Genomic DNA, 16050 nt, shown 5'->3' on the forward strand with positions numbered 1-16050 from the left:
CCTTTACGACGCGTATGCACCGCCCCATCACGGCGCGCGGCTACACTCGCGCCCTGTAAGTGAGCCACCGATCTGCCATGTCGACCCCCCTGCCATCGCCAAGCGACACCCATCCCGACCGCTTCCAGCTGGCAATGGCGGCCTCCGGCATCGGCATGGCGATCGTTGACCTCGACGGGCGTTGGCTCGAGGTCAATCCCGCCCTCGAGCGCATGCTCGGCTACCGCGCCGATGAACTGATCGGGCGCCCGGCGTCGGCGGTCACCCACCCCGACGAAGTCGAGCCGTCGCGCGCCGCGATCACCGACCTGGTCGACGGCCGCATCGCGGTGATCGATGCGCCCCAGCGCTACCTGCACCGCAATGGCGAGGTGGTCTGGGTGTATGCCAACGTCGCGGCGATGCGCGACCCGCACGGCGCGCCACAATCTTTGCTGCTGCAGCTGCGCGACCTCACCGCGCAGCGCGCGGCCGAGTCGCGGGTCGAAACCCACGCCGCCGAGCGTGCCGACGCGCTCGCCGCGACCCAGCAGCAGCTGCAGCTGTTCGTCGATGCGGTGTCGCACGACCTGCGCGCGCCGTTGCGTTCGATCGAGAGTTTCTCGGCGTTGCTGGCCGAGCGCGCCCAGGCCCGCCTCGACGACACCGACCGCGACTACCTGGTGCGGATCCGCGCCGCGGCGCAACGCATGAGCGGCCTGCTCGGCGCGCTGAGCGAGCTGTCGCGCGCGACCCGCGCCGAACTCAAGCCGGCCCAGGTCGACCTGAGCCTGCTCGCCGAATGGGTCTGTGCCGAGTTGCACGACGCCGATCCGGAGCAGCACGCGCAGGTCACCGTGCAGCCCGGCCTGCAGGGCTGGGGCGACGAACGCCTGCTGAAGCTGCTGCTGACCCAGCTGCTCGACAACGCCTGGAAGTTCTCGCGCGGGCACGACCCGATCCGCATCGAGGTCGATGGCGAGCGCGAGGGCGACACCGTGCGCATGCGCGTCAGCGACCACGGCCACGGTTTCGACATGCGCTATGCGCACAAGCTGTTCACCCCGTTCCAGCGCCTGCACGGGCCGGAGCAGGGCGGTGGCCACGGCCTGGGTCTGGCGATCGCGCAACGCGTCGCGCAACGCCACGACGGCCGCATCCTCGCCCAGTCCGAACCGGAGCTCGGCAGCACCTTCACCCTGGAAATGCCCGCGGTCGCCGCCCCCGCGGCGCGCACGCCGGCCAAGGAAACATCGGATGCATAAGGAAATCCTGCTGGTCGAGGACAACCCCGACGACGTCGAGCTGACCCGGCTGGCGTTCAACGAGGCCAAGATCGCCAACAACCTGGTGGTGGTTGGCGACGGCGCGCAGGCGCTCGACTACCTGTTCGCGCGCGGCGCCTACGCCGACCGCTCGCCCGACGACCTGCCGTCGATCGTGCTGCTGGACCTCAACCTGCCCAAGGTCGATGGCCGCGAGGTGCTGCAGGCAATCCGCTCCCACGAGGCCACGCGCACCTTGCCGGTGGTGGTGCTGACCACCAGCGCCGAACCGTTCGACGTCGAGGCCAGCTACGCGCTGGGGGTCAACAGCTACATCCAGAAGCCGGTGGATTTCGAGCAGTTCGTGTGGGCGGTGAAGCAGGTCGGGCTGTACTGGCTGGTGCTCAACCACCCGCGCACGCCGTAGGGCGGGCTCAAGCCCGCCACCCCGCCACGGCCAGATTGCGAGGAATCGCGTTCGCTGTTTGACGCTCGACCTTCGCAAACGCTGTCGACGGGGACGGCGGGCTTGAGCCCGCCCTACGCACCGAACAACTGCTCGGCGCGCTGGAACAGCACCCAGCTGGTGGCGATGACCTTGTCGCCGCCGTGCGGCCGGTTGCCGCGGTGGGTGTGGGTGAACGCCGCCGGTGCGATCAGCAGCGCACCGGTGCGCGGCGCGATCTTGCGCTGCTGGTAGAGGAACTCGGTCTCGCCCTGGGCGAAATCCTCGTTGAGGTAGACCGTCCACAGCAGGTGCCGGTGCAGGGTCTCGGTGCCCGGGTCGCGCGGGTACAGCTCGCAATGCCAGTACGGGTAGCCACCGCGGCCGGCGCTGTAGCGCTGCAGGTTGATCGCGCCGGGTCGGAACACCGTCTGCGCCAGCGGCGCGAGTTCGGCGTCGTCCATCGCCAGCATGCGTTCGGGGGTCAGGCGGTGGCGCGTGCCGTCGGCGCTCGGGACTTCCAGCATCAGCGGCGCGATCAGCGTGTGCGGGTAGCGCCGCAGGTAGGCCAGCAGGCCCTTGAACACCGCGGTATTGAGCGCCGCCTCGGCGTCGCGCCACTGCGGGTGGCCGCTGATGGTGAGGTCGAGGCTGTCCTTGAGCTCGGGCTTGACGCCACCGCCGACCTTGCCCGGCAGCACGTCGCCACTGGCGGCGAAGCGCGCGACCAGCGCCGCGCAGTGCGCGGCATCGAGCGCCTCGGGATAGACCTCGATGAAGTCGGCGGCGGCGGTGGCGGCGGTGGCCGTGGCGGTGGTAATCGGCGAGGGGGTCGACATCGGGCGTCCGGAGCGGGCGGCGCAACGCATTGCGCGGGGAAAGCGGCCATCCTCGCACGCGAAAACCGCAGTTTAAAAATGCAACACCAGGCCCTGCGGCTCTGTCCGGAATTGGCATAACCCATGCTTTAGCGGATTTCGGGCCATGCTTGGGCGCAGCTGAACGCGCTCCGCGCCAGGGCCGCGCGTGGCTAGACGTTGCAAGCCTGCAACGTTTCGCGTCGCGAGCGCGCCAACGAGCGCGACCCTGCGATACAAAAGCCTGCAGATACAACGACTTGCTTGGTTGGCATGGATCTCGCTCTGGGTTCCCTCGTGTCCGCGTTGCCATCGGCAGCGTGGGGGGGAGCCACGGAGTGCACATGTCGGTCATTGCGTTGTTGGTCAGGAAGTCTGCGGCGCTGTCTGGTTTGGGGGCCTTGGCCCTGGTCGTGTCGTTGGGGCCGTTCGCGGTCCCCGGCGCGCGCGCGCAAGCCTTTCCCGGCGCGCCCGCGGCAGCCGCGCGCAACCACCAACTGGTGATCACCCGCACGGTCCAGCCGCGCATCGCCTACCGCGGCATTCCGCTGGCGGACCATCCGGTGCAGGCGCAGGCCACCGTGTTCCCCGGCGAGGTATTCCACGACACCCTCGGCCAGACCCTGGACCTGGTGCTGGGCACCGACCTGGACCAGCGCGGCTCGGTCGGGGTCGATGCGGGAGGCGCGGCGCGTTCGCTGCTCGCCCAGTCCCTGCCTGCGTTCGGCGGCGCCTCGCGCTTCGGCGGCCACGCCGCGGCTTCGGCGCCGCTCGGATCGGGCGCGTCGGTCGGCACTGCCGCGTCGGGCGCCACGCGTGGCCTGGGCGGACTGGTCACCGGCAGCCTGCTGCCCGCGCTCGGAGCGGGGAATGCATCGCAGCAAGGCGGCGGACCGTGAGTCGCGCTGGGTGGGCGGCGACGATGGTCGCCGCGGCGCTGACTCCGGTGCTGGCGCTGGCCCAGGTAGCGGCGCCTGCCGCATCGGGCCACGACCACGCCCGGATCCACGACGCCGCGGGCATCGGCGCCAGCGGCCGGGTGGCGATCAACCAGGCCGCCGGCAGCGGCAACACGCAGGCCAGCCTGGCGGCGCTCGCGATCGCCGGCGACGGCCGCGGCCTGGGCGGGCTGCACGCCCGCCAGCGCCCGCAGGCCGACCTGCCGACCGCGCTGCGCCAACGCGCGGCCAGCGCGCGGATCGGTGCGGAATCGTTCGCCGGCAGCGCGGGCCTGGTGTCGCTCAACCAGGCCGCCGGCAGCGGCAACGCGCAATTGAACCTGTTCGCGATCGGCCACGGCGACCCCGCCGCGTCGGTCGCGGGCGACATCGTCGTGCTCAACGACGCCGCGCTCGCGGCGGTCGCCGGCGACAACCGAACTGAGGGGGCTGAAACCGCGTCCGCGATCCGCGAGGCCGCCATCGATGGCGGGTCCTTCCGCGGCAGCCAGGGCGTGGTGCAGGTCAATCAGACGGCCGGGGTCGGCAATGCCTCGGTCAACGCCATCGTGCTCCAGCTGCCCCGGGGCGCGCTTTGAACGTTGCAACACCACCACGAGTGTCCAAGAAAACAACCTAGGAGCAATACATGAAACTGCATCGCACCCTGCTTGCCATCGGTCTGGCGTCCCTGTTCGTGGCCGGCCCGGCGCTGGCCGTCGAAGACGCCGACGACGCGTTCCTGGACAACGTCACCAGCCTGTGGGACATCACCGACACCTTCGGTCTGGTGTTCATCGACGGCTCGGTCGAAGTCAGCGCGCGCTCCGGCGCCGTGGTCGAGCAGACCCAGCTCACCGGCGGCCTGTTCAGCAACCACCTGACCGGCGACTCCAACCTCAGCGCGACGATGGGCTCGGCACTGGACGGCGCCAGCGGCAACATCGGCGTCAACATCGCCGCCGGCGTCGGCAACGCCCAGTCCAACGATGCCGCGCTGTCGTCGCTGACCGATGACTCCAACGCCGACGCCACCTACGCCTCGGCGATGGTGTTCTCCGACCAGACCGCCTACGACAACACCGCCGAAGCGACCTGGTTCAACGACTACGACGCCGCGGTGACCGACGGTGCCCTGGCCGGCGCGACCGGCAACATCGGCGTCAACGTCGCCGCCGGCGTCGGCAACGCGCAGTCCAACGCGCTGGCCGCCTCGACCAACAGCGCCGGTACCGTCGCCTATGCGACCTCCGACAGCAACCAGGAAGCCGACGGCAACGAGATCTCGCTCGATTTCCTGCCGAGCCTGAACCTGACCGCCAGCCTCGACGGCGGCGCGCTCAACGGCGCCTCGGGCAACATCGGCGTCAACATCGCCTCCGGCGTCGGCAACCTGCAGCACAACAGCCTGGCGATCGCCAGCGCCTCGACCTGCGTCACCTGCGCCAAGTAAGCGCAGCACACGTCACAACCGCGCTGCACGGAGGCGGCAGGATGCCGCCTCCAGCGCCGGCCTGCCGGCCAGCGCGGGTCCTGCACCATCGCCGAAGGGCGCCGCCAGCGAACGGCGGCGCCCTCCGGCACTCATCGCAACGGGGATCGGGCATGCGCGGACAGGTCACGTGGACACAGCGGCTTCGACGCGCCGGCGCGCGCGCGCTGCTGGCGGCCGTGGCGCTGGCGCTGGCGGCCCCGGTCGCCGCCCAGGCCACGCTCGACGCCAGCCGCATCGGCAGCGTGCCGGTAACCAAGCAGGTGCGCACGCTGCGTGACCTGCGCTACCGCGAGCTGGTGCCGCAACGCTACGACTTCAGCTGCGGCACCGCCGCGCTGGCGACGTTGCTGCAGTACGGCTACGGCTACGCGGACGTGTCCGAGGTCGAGCTGATCAAACGGATGATGGTCGGCGTCGACGCCCGGCAGATCGTCGCCAACGGCTTCTCGATGCTCGACATGAAGCGCTACGTAGAGAGCCTGGGGTTGAAAGGTCACGGCTTCCGCATCGACGCCGACGCGCTGTACCGGCTGAAGATGCCGGTCATCACCCTGATGGACATCAAGGGCTACAAGCATTTCGTGCTGGTGAAGGGCGCGCAGGCCGGGCGCGTGTTCATCGCCGACCCCGCGCTCGGGCACCGGGTGGTGTTCGAGGGCGATTTCATCAAGAACTGGAACGGCATCGTGTTCGCCGTGATCGCCGACCGGCCGCTGCTGGCCGACTCCTACCTGGTCAACAACCGCACCTCGCCGGCGCTGCAGCGGCGGGTCGACGCGCTGGACCGCGCGACCACGCCGCCGCGCGTGGTCGAGCTGGGCCTGGTCGCCGCTGACCTGTTCTGAAGCCGGGCAGCGTATCCAAGAATCGAGGGTTCCGTGAACCGACATACACTCCCCCGTGCCCTGTTCCCGGTCCTCGTGGCAGTGGCAGCCGCGGCGCAACCCGCGGCTGCCCTGCCTCCTCAACGCCCGCAGGTGGTCGACGAACTCACCTTGTCGCAGGTTAGCGGCAAGTACTTCGGCGCCAACATGCTGGTCGGCCTGCGGGTCGACTTGGTGTCCACCCTGCACACGCCCCAGCAAGGCAGCGCGAGCGCTTCGGGCTCGCTGTCGATCCGCCGCGACGGCAACGGCTTCGAGGTGCAGGTCGACACCCGCAGCGGCGCGGTCGCGGGCCAGCACGGAGCGGCCAGCGCCGCCGGCAACCCTGCCAGTACCACCGGCGCCGAGACCGTGCGCGTCAACGGCATCGGCCAGGTCAGCCAGATCGCCGGCGACGGCAACGCTATGGCCAACCTGACCACGATCAGTTTCGAGCCCTCCGCCACGACCGCGGCGACGACCCACTTCAACGGACTCGCCTCCAGCCAGGCCAGCGCCGGGCCACTGACGGCGCGGATCAGCTTCGAGGACGGGGGCCTGCAACTGGGCGTGGCTGGGCCGGGCGCGCGGTTGGGCCAGCAGTTCAACGCCGGGGTCGACGGCCAAGCCGGGCGGATCAGCCAGGTCGGCCAGCTCGCCGGCCACGGTCTGGTGGGCAGCAACCAGCTGCACCTGCGGCTGGCGACCGAGGCGATGCCGGTGCACATGCAGCACCAGCTCGGTATCCAGCAGGCGCTGGCCGGTTTGTCCGCCTTGGGCCGTTGAGACAGGCAGCGCGTTCCAGCGTGGCCCGGTTTTTGCCAGGGAAGACAAGATGAGGTTGCGCCCGTTGCACGCCGCACTGTCCGCGGCCATCGCGTTCGCGCTGGCCGGTACCGCCCAAATCGCCCATGCCGCGCAGGATCCCGCCGCCAGTACCACCGCGCTGGACGTCGTGGATCCGGCGGCGCTGCAGGCGCAACTGCAGCAGTTCAGCGACCTGCTGCAGTCGCAGCAGCGCGAGATCGAACGCCTGCGCCGGCAGGTGGACGACCTCGAACTGGCGCAACGCGGCCGCGGTGTGGGCGCGCCGGCCGGCACGCTGGAAAGCCTGGCGCAGGACGCGGCCGCGATCCCGGCCACCAGCCCGCCCGCCGCCGAACCGCCGCCCGCGCCCGCCGCCGCCGCCGAGCCGGTTCAGGTCGGCGAGGCACGCCGCGAGGAGGACGCCGCGCGGCGCGAACAGGACAAGGCGCTGGTGGTCAACGAACACGCGCCGCTGTTCGAGCGCCGCTTCACGTTCGACGCCGGCCTGACCTACAGCTACTACGACCGGCGCCAGCTCGCGCTCAGCGGCTTCCTCGCGCTCGACGCGATCTTCCTGGGGACGATCAACCTCGACCAGTCCAAGGCCACGGTCGGCACGCTCGACCTGACCGGCCGCTACGGCCTGACCGACCGCTTCAACCTCGAGTTCAGCCTGCCCTACGTCTGGCGCGACACCCGCTTCGTCAGCGCCGGCGCGGGCGGGTCGTCGACCGCGATCAGCGAAGTGCAGATGCGCTCCAGCGGGATCGGCGACGCCAGCGTCGCGGCGTACTACCAGCTGGTGAAGGAGTCGGCGCGCTGGCCCGACCTGGTCACCAGCCTGCGCGTGCGCGGGCCGAGCGGGCGCGACCCGTTCGGGCTCAAGCTGATCCAGCCCGACGGCACCAACAACAACCTCAACGTGCCGGAAAACCTGCCGACCGGCACCGGCATCTGGAGCACGACGTTCAACGTCTCGGCGTTGCGCACCTACGACCCGGTGATCCTGTTCGGCAACCTGGGCTACACCTGGAACCGTCCGCAGGACTTCGACGACATCTCGCCGGTGCTCGACCAGGTATCGCCGGCGCACGTTTCCCTGGGCAACACGATCGCGCTGAGCGGCGGCCTGGCGATCGCGCTCAACGACCGCAGCGCGGTCAGCCTCAGCGTTGCCAGCGCGTTGTCCGGCGCCACCCACACCCAGGCGCCGGGCAGCCGCGAGCAGCGCGTGGCCGGCAGTTCCAGCAACTCGACCACGCTCAACATCGGCGCGACCTACGCGCTGCCGTCGGGCTGGACGATCAACGGCCAGCTCGCCGCCGGGCTGACCCCGGACGCGCCCAATTTCGTGTTCGGGCTGCGCGCCTCGCATTCGTTCTGAGCGCACCTGCCGCGATCGGCCGATCGCAGCAACCGGCGGGCACAGACGCTCGCGCGGCTTGGCTATCGAGGAGCGCGGTTATCCGGAGGCCGCGTCGCCCGGTCACGCCTGCAAGCCCGGGCGCTGTTCTTCAGCTTAAACCCTAAGCCGTGCAACCCAAGCCGCCGACGTCAAGGGCCTGCGCCGCCGGGCCTCCCGCGTTCGCCGCAATGACCGCGTGCGGCCGCCTTCGAGCGGCGCTCAGGCGACGTTGACCGAGTGCGGCTCCTCCGCGTCGCCCGCGCGCAGGCGGTGGCGGACCATCAGCCGGTACAGGGTGACCCGTGACACGCCCAGTTCGCGCGCGGTGTCGATCAGCCGGCCGCGGTTGCGGCTGAGCGCGCGCTCGATCGCATCGCGGGTGGCGGCGTCGCGCACCTCGTCCAGGGTCGGCGGCGGGCGGCTGCTGTCGTTATCGATGTGCAGGTCGGCGGCGGTGATCAGCCGGCCTTCCGCCATCACCACCGCCTGGCGCACGCGGTTGATCAGCTCGCGCACGTTGCCCGGCCACGGGTGGCTGTGCAGCGCGTGGCGCGCGCACGGCGCGAAGCCCTTGAGCATGCGCTGGCCTTCCAGCGAGTAACGTTGCAACGCGTGGTCGGCAAGCTTGTCGATGTCACCGCCGCGGTCGCGCAGCGGCGGCTGTTGCAGGCGGAGCACGCACAGGCGGTGGTAGAGGTCGGCGCGGAAGCGGCCATCGGCCACGGCGGCGTCGAGGTCGTGGTGGGTGGCGGAGATGATGCGCACGTCGATCTTGATCTGCTCGTGGCCGCCCAGCCGCTCGATGCTGCCCTGCTGCAGGAAGCGCAGCAGCGAGGCCTGGCTTTCCAGGGGCAGGTCTCCGATCTCGTCGAGGAACAGGGTGCCGCCGTTGGCCATCTCGATGCGGCCGAGCTTGCGCGCCTGCGCGCCGGTGAACGCGCCGCGCTCGTAGCCGAACAGTTCCGACTGCACCAGCGAATGCGGGATCGCGCCACAGTTGATCGCGACGAACGGGTGCGCGTGGCGGCGCGACTGCCGGTGCACGGCCATCGCCGCCAGTTCCTTGCCGGTGCCGGTCTCGCCGGCGATGAACACCGGCGCCTCGGTCAGCGCTGCCTTGCGCAGCGTGCGCGACAGCGCGCGCATCGCCGGGCTGTCGCCGATGATGCCGTCGATGCCGGGCTCGGCCGTGGCCTCGGCGCGCTCGCAGGCCAGGGTGGCCATGCCGTGGGCGTGACCGACGATGGTGTCGAGCACCGCCTCCGGGCACGGCAGGGTGACGTAGTCGTAGCAGTAGTCGCGAATCAGCTGGCGCACCGGCTCGTCGTCGAGCTGGCCCGCATCGATGCCGGCGACCCAGCCGACGTTGCTGGCCGACAGCGCCGGCCCGAACGCCGCCAGCTCCTGCGTACTGAAGCCTTCGCGCAGGTCGATCAGCGCCGCGTGCGGGTGCCGCAGGTCGCGCTGCAGGATCCGCAGCACGCTGCGTGCATCCGGCGCGCGGTGCAGGCGCCACCCCAGCTGCTGCAGGCGGCCCAGCGTGAGCACCCGTCCCGCCGTCCCCCGCGTGACATAGATCAGTTCGCGGTCGCTCGCGTCTCGCGGCACGGCCTCGTCGGATCCAGACTCGCGAACCCCGGGTACGCGCGATCCATCGTTCGACATCTCCTGCTCCTTGCCCGTCGGCGCGTGGTCCGCGCACGACTCCTCCGGGCAAGTGTTATCAACGCCAGTGGTGACCGTTAGCGGTCAAGCCGATGACCGTGTCGCGTTCAGGTACATGAGCGAGTCAATCGCACCAAACCCCGCAAACACAACGCCGGGCGCGGCGGTCCGCACCGTCTACCTGAACCGCGAGCCGGATTCAGCCGCCGTGCGCGGCGTCGTGGGCGTGGTGGTAGGCCACCGCCGCCTCGACCTCGTGCTTCGATCCCAAGAACACCGGCACCCGCTGGTGCAGGTGCACCGGCTGCACCTCGAGCATGCGCTGGCGGCCGGTGCTGGCCGCGCCGCCGGCCTGCTCGACCAGCAGGCTCATCGGGTTGGCCTCGTACATCAGGCGCAGCTTGCCGCCCTTGTCGGCGCACTTGGCGTCGAGGGGGTAAGTGAAGATGCCGCCGCGGGTCAGGATGCGGTGCACGTCGGCGACCATCGAGGCCACCCAGCGCATGTTGAAATCCTTGCCGCGCGGGCCGTCCTTGCCGGCGAGCAGGTCGCCGACATAGGCCTGCATCGGCGCCTGCCAGTGGCGCTGGTTGGACATGTTGACCGCGAATTCGCGGGTCTGCGCCGGGATCGTCATGCCGCGAGTGGTCAGCATGAAGCTGCCGACCTCGCGGTCGAGGGTGAACGCGTGGGTGCCGTTGCCGACGGTCAGCACCAGCATCGTGCTCGGGCCGTAGGTGGTGTAGCCGGCGCACACCTGGGCGGTGCCCGGCTGCAGGAAGTCCGCGTCGACCGGGCTGGTCACGCCGTCGGGGCAGCGCAGCACCGAGAAGATCGTGCCGACCGAGATGTTGACGTCGATGTTGCTGCTGCCGTCGAGCGGGTCGAACAGCAGCAGGTAGTTGCCGCGCGGGCTGGCGTCGGACATCGGCACCGAGTGGTCCATTTCCTCCGAGGCCATGCCGGCGAGGTGGCCGCCCCAGGCGTTGGCCTCGAGCAGGACATCGTTCGCGATCACGTCGAGCTTCTTCTGCGCCTCGCCCTGGATGTTGATGCTGGCCTTGCCGGCGCCGCCGGCCTCGCCGAGCACGCCGCCGAGCGCGCCCTTGCCGACCGCGATCGAGATGGTCTTGCAGGCGCGCGCGACGACCTCGACCAGCAGGCGCAGGTCGGCGCTGATGCGGCCGGCGCGCTGCTCCTCGATCAGGTAGCGGGTCAGCGACACGGCGCCGGTCGACGCGGTGGGGGTCGGGGCGGGGTGGGGTGCGAGATTCGACATGGACGCAGGCGGGCGGCAACGGGGGCGCCATTGTCGCCGATGTGCGGGCGCGGCTTCAGCCCGGACCCGTGGGCCGTCCGCGGTTTCGAACCGCGGTTATGCGGCCTGTTGCGTCAACCGCGCGGCCTGCCGGCGCACCAGCGCGGTCAGGGTCTCGCGCGCCATCGCCAGCATCAGCAAGGGCGCGGCCGGGTCGGCGGCGTCGAGCACGCGCTTGGCGGCCTCGACGGTATCGGTCGCGACCTCGGCGCCGTTGCCGTCGAGCAGCGCGCGCAGGCTGCGCGCGTGGCCGTCGAGGCGGCGTTCGAACTCCGGCTCGCAGCCCTGCCCGGCGCGGCGTACGGCCAGGGCCAGGCTCGCGTCGGCGCGGGCCAGTTCGGTGAGCAGTTCGTCGGCGCCTATCGTCATGGAGCGATTCTCGAAGGGGCGGGTCGCAGGCGCTGAGATCGGCCCTGCGCTGACCGCGATGATCGGCAGGCGCTTGTGAGCGGCCGGTGAGGTCGGCCGCAGGTCGGGCGTTACTGGCCAATACGCCGTCCGCGGCGACCAGCGGCCGTGCCCGCGCCCTGTCTGGACTACCCGACGGCGAGGCGCGCAGTAGCGCGCGCGCGAACCGCCGTGCCTCAGTTTCCGGGCGGCAGCTGGACGCGCGGCGCCTGGTGCCGGCTGCGCGGCGGCTTCCGCAACTTCCGTCCGGACCGCATCGCCGCGTGCACCGCGACCGGCGCGACCTTCATCGACGATCCGTTGCGCGGTCTCGATGCCTAGCTGCGTGCGGTCGGCGCGCCGCAGTGATCCGGTCACCCGCGGCGCGACGTGCGCTCAGATCACCCGCAGGGTGATGGCCTTGAGCACGGCGCGGGTGCGGTCGCGGGTGTCGAGTTTCTCCAGGATCACCGACACGTAGTTCTTGACCGTTCCTTCGGCCAGGAACATCGCGCGCGCGATCTCCTTGTTCGAGTAGCCGCCGGCGAGCAGGCGCAGGATCGCGACCTCGCGCTCGCTGAAGCGTTCCTTCGGCGCGTCGGCGGCGTGGAACTGGTAGCGCGCGCGCACCGGGCCGGTGCTGACCGGCTGCAGCAGCGTCTCGCCACGGGCGACGCGCGCGATCGCGTCGCGCAGGTCCTCGGGCGCGGCGTCCTTGAGCAGGAAGCCCTGCGCGCCGGCTTCGGTCGCGCGCAGCAGCAGCTCGCTGTCGTCGAAGGTCGTGAGCAGCAGCACCGGGGTGGGGTCGCCGCGCTCGCGCAACTTGTGCAGCGCCTCGATGCCGTCGATGCCGGGCATGCGGATGTCGCTGAGCACCACGTCGACGCGTTGCGTCGCCAGTTGCGCGAGCAGCGCCTCGCCATCGCCGGCCTCGAACACGATCTGAATGCCGTGGCGTTCGAGCAGCGCGCGCAGGCCGGCGCGCACCAGCGCCTGGTCGTCGGCGAGCGCGATGCGCAGTGGTGCGCTCATGACCGGCGCTCGGCACTGCGCAGCGGCGCGTTCATCGCAGGCAGGCCGGAAGGCATGGCGCCGCGTTCACAGCGGCAGGCTCGCGTCGATCCGCAATGCGCCGCGCGCGCTGGTCGACAAGGCCAGCGTGCCGTCGGCCGCGGCGATGCGTTCGCGCATGCCGGCCAGGCCGTTACCCTCGCGCACCGGGCCGCGCAGGTGGCCGTCGTCCTCGACGCTCAGCGCCAGCCGGCGGCCGTCGCGCCGCAGGTGCACGTGCACCGTGTCGGCGTCGGCGTGGCGCGCGGCGTTGGTCAGCGCCTCCTGCACCAGCCGCAGCACCGCTTCGGCGGTGGCGGCGTCGGTGACCTGGACGTCGTCGTCGATCGACAGCGCCAGCGCGGGCCGCGGCAGCGGCGCGGCCAGCGCGCGCAACGCGGTGGCCAGGTCGAGCCCGCGCGTGTCGCGCAGCGCCTGCACCACGTTGCGGATGTCGCCGAGCAGTTCGGCCGACATCTGTTGCGCGACCGCGACCTCGTGGCGGCCGGCGAATGCGGGGTCGGCGGCCAGCGCGCGCAGGTTGAGGGTCATCGCGGTGAGCTTGTGGCCGGCGACGTCGTGCAGTTCGCGCGCGACGCGCAGGCGCTCGGCATCGCGCGCACTGTCGGCGAGCAGGGCGCGGGTCGCGAGCAGGTCGGCGTTGACCAGCGCCAGCTGGTCGCGCACGCGTTCGGCGGCGGTGGCGTAGTAGGCGCACAGCGCGGCGAAGGCCTGGAAGCCCGCGTACAGCGCGACGATGGTCAGCGGCGCGTCGTGTCCGGCCGCACGCAGGATCGCGTACACCGCGGCATTGGCCAGCAGCACCGCGCCCAGCGCCGCGCGCGGCGACCAGCACGCCGCGATCTGCGCGGTCCACACCACCAGCAGCACCTGCGCGGTGCCGATGCGCGGGTCGAGCCAGATCAGCGCCAGCGCGCATAGCGCTTCCAGCCACAGCAGCGCATCGGCGAGGAGCGGGCGGCGCGCGCGCGCCAGTTCGTGCGCGAGCATCGCCGCCAGGTACACCAGCAACAACGCCCACGCGCTGGCCAGCAACTCGGGCTTGATCCAGCGCAGTGACAACGCGACCGCGCCCCAGGTGAACAGCCCGGCGATATTGAACGGATGGATCAGCAGCCGCAGCCGCGTGTGCCACGCGGTGGCATGGGCGACGGGGAACAACGGATGGCCGGAGCGCGACATGCACCCATGCTGCGGCGCGCGGCCGCACGTCGCAATGGCACGCGCGTCGAAAGTGACTTCCGGCAGGGCGATTCAGCGCGTGCTTGGCGCGGCATGCCGCGCCGCGCTGAAGAGCGCCCGGCCATGGCTGGCCGGGCCGGACGATCCGAGGTTCGTAATGCGACGCCAAGGATGGCATCGGCTGAACTTCAGCAGGTCGACCCGATGACCGCGGCACTGCCGCGCTGCTCCGGCGCGCGCCCGGCCATGGCTGGCCGGGCCGGACGATCCGCGATTCGTAATGCGACGCCAGGGATGGCATCGAAGTGAAGTTCAGCAGGTCGACCCGATGGCTGCGGCACTGTCGCGCTGCTCCGGTGCGCGCCCGGCCATGGTTGGCCGGGCCGGACGATCCGAGATTCGTAACGCGACGCCAGGGATGGCATCGGAGTGAAGTTCAGCAGGTCGACCGATGACCGCGGCACAGCCGCGCTGCTCCGGCGAGCGCCCGGCCATGGCTGGCCGGGCCGGAAGATCCGTAGTCCGCAATGCCTCGCCGGGGATGGCGCCGGGAAGTGACTTTCAGCAGGTCAATCCGATGACCGCGGGCACTGCGAGCGCGCGCGGCCGCCGCGCAGCCTGTGCACACCCTGCCACGGAGCCGCCGTCATGACCGCGTACCAGATCCTCGTCGCCACCCATGCCACGGTCGGGGTCGCCGCACTGCTGACGTTCTGGTCGGCCGCGGTCCTGCGCAAGGGCAGCCCGCTGCACCGCCGCGTCGGCCAGGGCTACCTGCTGGCGATGCTCGGCATCATCGTCACCGCGCTGCCGATGGCGGCGGTCAAGTTCGCGCAAGGCCAACCGGTGATCGCGACGTTCCTGGCCTACCTGGTGGTCATCACCGCGACCGGCGGTCTACCTTGGCTTCGCGTGGTTGTGCCTGCTGTCCGGGGTGGGCGTGCTGGCGCTGGGCATCAAGGCCGGCGCGCCGCTGCTGATGGGGTTCTCGGCGATCGGCCTGTTCACCGGCCAGGACATGCTGCGCAAGCGCCGCCACCGCGAACGCTTGGCCGCGCAACCGCGCTGGTGGTTGGTCGAGCACTACAGCGCGATGCTCGGCAACGGCATCGCCACCCACATCGCGTTCCTCGCGATCGGCCTGCCCAGGTTGCTGCCGGCGATCGATGGCGCCGCGCTGCACTACGCCGCGTGGTTCGGGCCGGTGGTGGTGGCAATCATCGCCAAGGTGGTGATCGACCGGCGCTGGAAGCCGAAGGCCCGCGGCGCCGCGCCTGAGATGGCACGTGCGGCGTAGGCGGGTTTGACCCGCCGTCGCGTATTCGAGGCGACCTACCTTCACCCGGAGCGTCGCTGGCGCGGCACGCGGGGATGGCGATGGCGGGTTGAAAACCCGCCCTACACGTCGCCGTCGTTGAGCCAGCCTTCGCCGCTGCCGCGGTGGAACACGGCGTCGGTGGCCAGCACGTCGCCGGCCGGGATCGACTCGTGCTGCGCCAGCCGCGCGTAGATCGGGGTGAAGTCCGGCCCCGTGGCTTCCATCAACTGCTCGAAGCTGTCGATGACGAAGTAGGTCTTCTGGTAGGTGTCGATGCGGTAGCGCGTGCGCATGATCCGCTCGAGGTCAAAACCAATTCGGTTCGGCGCGTCGCTCTCCAGGCAATGGATCGACTCGCCCTTGCTCGAGATGATGCCGCTGCCGTAGATGCGCAGGCCGTCCTTCTGCCGAATCAGGCCGAACTCGACCGTGTACCAGTACAAGCGAGTGAGGTTGACCAGCGCCTCCGGCCCGATCGCGTGCGCCTTGACGCCGCCGCGGCCGTAGGCGGCCATGTAGTCGGCGAACACCGGGTTCATCAGCAGCGGCACGTGGCCGAACAGGTCGTGGAACAGGTCCGGCTCGGCCAGGTAGTCGAGCTGCTCGGGGGTGCGGATCCACCAGGTCACCGGGAAGCGGCGGTTGGCGAGGTGGTCGAAGAAGGTCAGCTCCGGCAGCAGGCCCTCGACCCCGACCAGTTCCCAACCGGTCGCCGCGCGCAGCACCGCGTTGAGGTCGTCGAATTTCGGGATGCGGTCCGGGGTCATGCCCATCGCGTCCTGCGCGACCAGGAACTCGTCGCTGGCGCGGCCGACCAGCAGCTCGCGCTGGCGCGCGAACAGCGTTGCCCAGACCTCGTGGTCGCTTGCGCTGTAGCTGTCCCACGGCTGCTCGACCACGGAGGTGGTGTAGACCGGCACGTAGCCCTTGTCGGTGAGCTGGTGTTCGACGCGGCTGGGCGTGGTGGCATTCATCGGCGGTCCTGGGTACGTGGGCGGTGCCGGCAAGCCGGCGCCTTCTGCAATGTAACCGCCGGATCGCGCAACAGGCTTGCG

At 70.9% G+C, this 16050-nt stretch carries 18 protein-coding genes; 10 read left to right on the forward strand and 8 right to left on the reverse strand.

Annotated features, from left to right (window positions below; genetic code table 11):
- Positions 1-77: 77 nt before the first annotated feature.
- On the forward strand, positions 78-1244 hold the full coding sequence (locus tag ACFQZQ_RS10450; protein ID WP_386812729.1) for a sensor histidine kinase: 1167 nt from the start codon (positions 78-80) through the stop codon (positions 1242-1244).
- Complete coding sequence (locus ACFQZQ_RS10455; protein WP_386812730.1) at positions 1237-1671, forward strand: response regulator; 435 nt, start codon at positions 1237-1239, stop codon at positions 1669-1671. Before ACFQZQ_RS10450 ends, ACFQZQ_RS10455 begins: the two co-directional genes overlap by 8 nt.
- Positions 1672-1784: 113 nt before the next feature.
- Here ACFQZQ_RS10455 and ACFQZQ_RS10460 read toward each other — a convergent pair whose 3' ends face one another.
- Positions 1785-2528: a 2OG-Fe(II) oxygenase gene (locus ACFQZQ_RS10460; protein ID WP_386812731.1), complete on the reverse strand. Its 744-nt coding sequence runs from the start codon at positions 2526-2528 to the stop codon at positions 1785-1787.
- A gap of 362 nt (positions 2529-2890) precedes the next feature.
- Here ACFQZQ_RS10460 and ACFQZQ_RS10465 point away from each other — a divergent pair, with 362 nt between their 5' ends.
- From ACFQZQ_RS10465 to ACFQZQ_RS10490, 6 genes are all read left to right on the forward strand, one after another.
- Positions 2891-3445: a hypothetical protein gene (locus ACFQZQ_RS10465; protein ID WP_386812732.1), complete on the forward strand. Its 555-nt coding sequence runs from the start codon at positions 2891-2893 to the stop codon at positions 3443-3445.
- Positions 3442-4083, forward strand: coding sequence for a hypothetical protein (locus ACFQZQ_RS10470; RefSeq protein WP_386812733.1), 642 nt, complete (start codon positions 3442-3444; stop codon positions 4081-4083). Before ACFQZQ_RS10465 ends, ACFQZQ_RS10470 begins: the two co-directional genes overlap by 4 nt.
- 50 nt (positions 4084-4133) lie before the next feature.
- Positions 4134-4937 carry a hypothetical protein gene (locus ACFQZQ_RS10475; protein WP_386812734.1) on the forward strand — a complete coding sequence of 268 codons (804 nt, stop codon included), beginning with the start codon at positions 4134-4136 and terminating at the stop codon, positions 4935-4937.
- Positions 4938-5089: 152 nt separating this feature from the next.
- Positions 5090-5824, forward strand: coding sequence for a C39 family peptidase (locus tag ACFQZQ_RS10480; RefSeq protein WP_386812735.1), 735 nt, complete (start codon positions 5090-5092; stop codon positions 5822-5824).
- Positions 5825-5956: 132 nt separating this feature from the next.
- On the forward strand, positions 5957-6628 hold the full coding sequence (locus ACFQZQ_RS10485; RefSeq protein ID WP_386812736.1) for a hypothetical protein: 672 nt from the start codon (positions 5957-5959) through the stop codon (positions 6626-6628).
- 49 nt (positions 6629-6677) lie between these two features.
- Positions 6678-8033 (forward strand): transporter, encoded by a 1356-nt coding sequence (locus ACFQZQ_RS10490; RefSeq protein WP_386812737.1) that lies wholly within the window; start codon positions 6678-6680, stop codon positions 8031-8033.
- Between the two features lie 240 nt (positions 8034-8273).
- On the opposite strand, the gene ACFQZQ_RS10495 is transcribed toward ACFQZQ_RS10490, so the two are convergent.
- The 3 genes from ACFQZQ_RS10495 to ACFQZQ_RS10505 all read right to left on the reverse strand — a co-directional run bounded on the left by ACFQZQ_RS10495 (position 8274) and on the right by ACFQZQ_RS10505 (position 11406).
- On the reverse strand, positions 8274-9719 hold the full coding sequence (locus tag ACFQZQ_RS10495) for a sigma-54 dependent transcriptional regulator (RefSeq protein WP_386812738.1): 1446 nt from the start codon (positions 9717-9719) through the stop codon (positions 8274-8276).
- Positions 9720-9918: 199 nt separating this feature from the next.
- Positions 9919-10998, reverse strand: a complete 1080-nt coding sequence (locus ACFQZQ_RS10500; protein ID WP_386812739.1) for a class 1 fructose-bisphosphatase — start codon at positions 10996-10998, stop codon at positions 9919-9921.
- Positions 10999-11094: 96 nt separating this feature from the next.
- Entirely contained in the window at positions 11095-11406 is a 312-nt protein-coding gene (locus ACFQZQ_RS10505; RefSeq protein WP_386812740.1) for a hypothetical protein, read from the reverse strand.
- A gap of 210 nt (positions 11407-11616) precedes the next feature.
- Between ACFQZQ_RS10505 and ACFQZQ_RS10510 the strand changes: the two genes are divergently transcribed.
- The gene (locus tag ACFQZQ_RS10510; RefSeq protein ID WP_386812741.1) at positions 11617-11766 is read left to right on the forward strand and encodes a hypothetical protein; all 150 of its coding nucleotides are present in this window, start codon (positions 11617-11619) and stop codon (positions 11764-11766) included.
- Positions 11767-11820: 54 nt separating this feature from the next.
- Here the strand turns inward: ACFQZQ_RS10510 and ACFQZQ_RS10515 are convergent, their stop codons facing one another.
- The 3 genes from ACFQZQ_RS10515 to ACFQZQ_RS10525 all read right to left on the reverse strand — a co-directional run bounded on the left by ACFQZQ_RS10515 (position 11821) and on the right by ACFQZQ_RS10525 (position 14514).
- A complete protein-coding gene (locus tag ACFQZQ_RS10515) occupies positions 11821-12456 on the reverse strand; it encodes a response regulator (protein WP_386812742.1) in 636 nt (211 codons plus the stop codon).
- 66 nt (positions 12457-12522) lie between these two features.
- On the reverse strand, positions 12523-13677 hold the full coding sequence (locus ACFQZQ_RS10520; RefSeq protein WP_386812743.1) for a sensor histidine kinase: 1155 nt from the start codon (positions 13675-13677) through the stop codon (positions 12523-12525).
- A gap of 561 nt (positions 13678-14238) precedes the next feature.
- Entirely contained in the window at positions 14239-14514 is a 276-nt protein-coding gene (locus tag ACFQZQ_RS10525) for a hypothetical protein (RefSeq protein WP_386812744.1), read from the reverse strand.
- 79 nt (positions 14515-14593) lie between these two features.
- On the opposite strand from ACFQZQ_RS10525, the gene ACFQZQ_RS10530 reads away from it, so the two are divergent.
- Positions 14594-14974 carry a hypothetical protein gene (locus ACFQZQ_RS10530; RefSeq protein ID WP_386812745.1) on the forward strand — a complete coding sequence of 127 codons (381 nt, stop codon included), beginning with the start codon at positions 14594-14596 and terminating at the stop codon, positions 14972-14974.
- Positions 14975-15075: 101 nt separating this feature from the next.
- Here the strand turns inward: ACFQZQ_RS10530 and phhA are convergent, their stop codons facing one another.
- The gene (gene phhA, locus ACFQZQ_RS10535; protein WP_386812746.1) at positions 15076-15969 is read right to left on the reverse strand and encodes a phenylalanine 4-monooxygenase; all 894 of its coding nucleotides are present in this window, start codon (positions 15967-15969) and stop codon (positions 15076-15078) included.
- Positions 15970-16050: the final 81 nt, after the last annotated feature.

It is taken from the genome of Lysobacter koreensis, from assembly GCF_042677045.1.
Taxonomy (GTDB): Bacteria; Pseudomonadota; Gammaproteobacteria; order Xanthomonadales; family Xanthomonadaceae; genus Lysobacter_K; species Lysobacter_K koreensis.

What these genes read in the sequence shown, in the direction of transcription:
- ACFQZQ_RS10460 (WP_386812731.1), bottom strand. Translation starts at nt 2,528, where the DNA reads ATGTCGACCCCCTCGCCGATTACCACCGCCACGGCCACCGCCGCCACC.
- ACFQZQ_RS10515 (WP_386812742.1), bottom strand. Translation starts at nt 12,456, where the DNA reads ATGAGCGCACCACTGCGCATCGCGCTCGCCGACGACCAGGCGCTGGTG.
- ACFQZQ_RS10465 (WP_386812732.1), top strand. Translation starts at nt 2,891, where the DNA reads ATGTCGGTCATTGCGTTGTTGGTCAGGAAGTCTGCGGCGCTGTCTGGT.
- ACFQZQ_RS10520 (WP_386812743.1), bottom strand. Translation starts at nt 13,677, where the DNA reads ATGTCGCGCTCCGGCCATCCGTTGTTCCCCGTCGCCCATGCCACCGCG.
- ACFQZQ_RS10475 (WP_386812734.1), top strand. Translation starts at nt 4,134, where the DNA reads ATGAAACTGCATCGCACCCTGCTTGCCATCGGTCTGGCGTCCCTGTTC.
- ACFQZQ_RS10455 (WP_386812730.1), top strand. Translation starts at nt 1,237, where the DNA reads ATGCATAAGGAAATCCTGCTGGTCGAGGACAACCCCGACGACGTCGAG.
- ACFQZQ_RS10505 (WP_386812740.1), bottom strand. Translation starts at nt 11,406, where the DNA reads ATGACGATAGGCGCCGACGAACTGCTCACCGAACTGGCCCGCGCCGAC.
- ACFQZQ_RS10480 (WP_386812735.1), top strand. Translation starts at nt 5,090, where the DNA reads ATGCGCGGACAGGTCACGTGGACACAGCGGCTTCGACGCGCCGGCGCG.
- ACFQZQ_RS10495 (WP_386812738.1), bottom strand. Translation starts at nt 9,719, where the DNA reads ATGTCGAACGATGGATCGCGCGTACCCGGGGTTCGCGAGTCTGGATCC.
- phhA (WP_386812746.1), bottom strand. Translation starts at nt 15,969, where the DNA reads ATGAATGCCACCACGCCCAGCCGCGTCGAACACCAGCTCACCGACAAG.
- ACFQZQ_RS10500 (WP_386812739.1), bottom strand. Translation starts at nt 10,998, where the DNA reads ATGTCGAATCTCGCACCCCACCCCGCCCCGACCCCCACCGCGTCGACC.
- ACFQZQ_RS10490 (WP_386812737.1), top strand. Translation starts at nt 6,678, where the DNA reads ATGAGGTTGCGCCCGTTGCACGCCGCACTGTCCGCGGCCATCGCGTTC.
- ACFQZQ_RS10450 (WP_386812729.1), top strand. Translation starts at nt 78, where the DNA reads ATGTCGACCCCCCTGCCATCGCCAAGCGACACCCATCCCGACCGCTTC.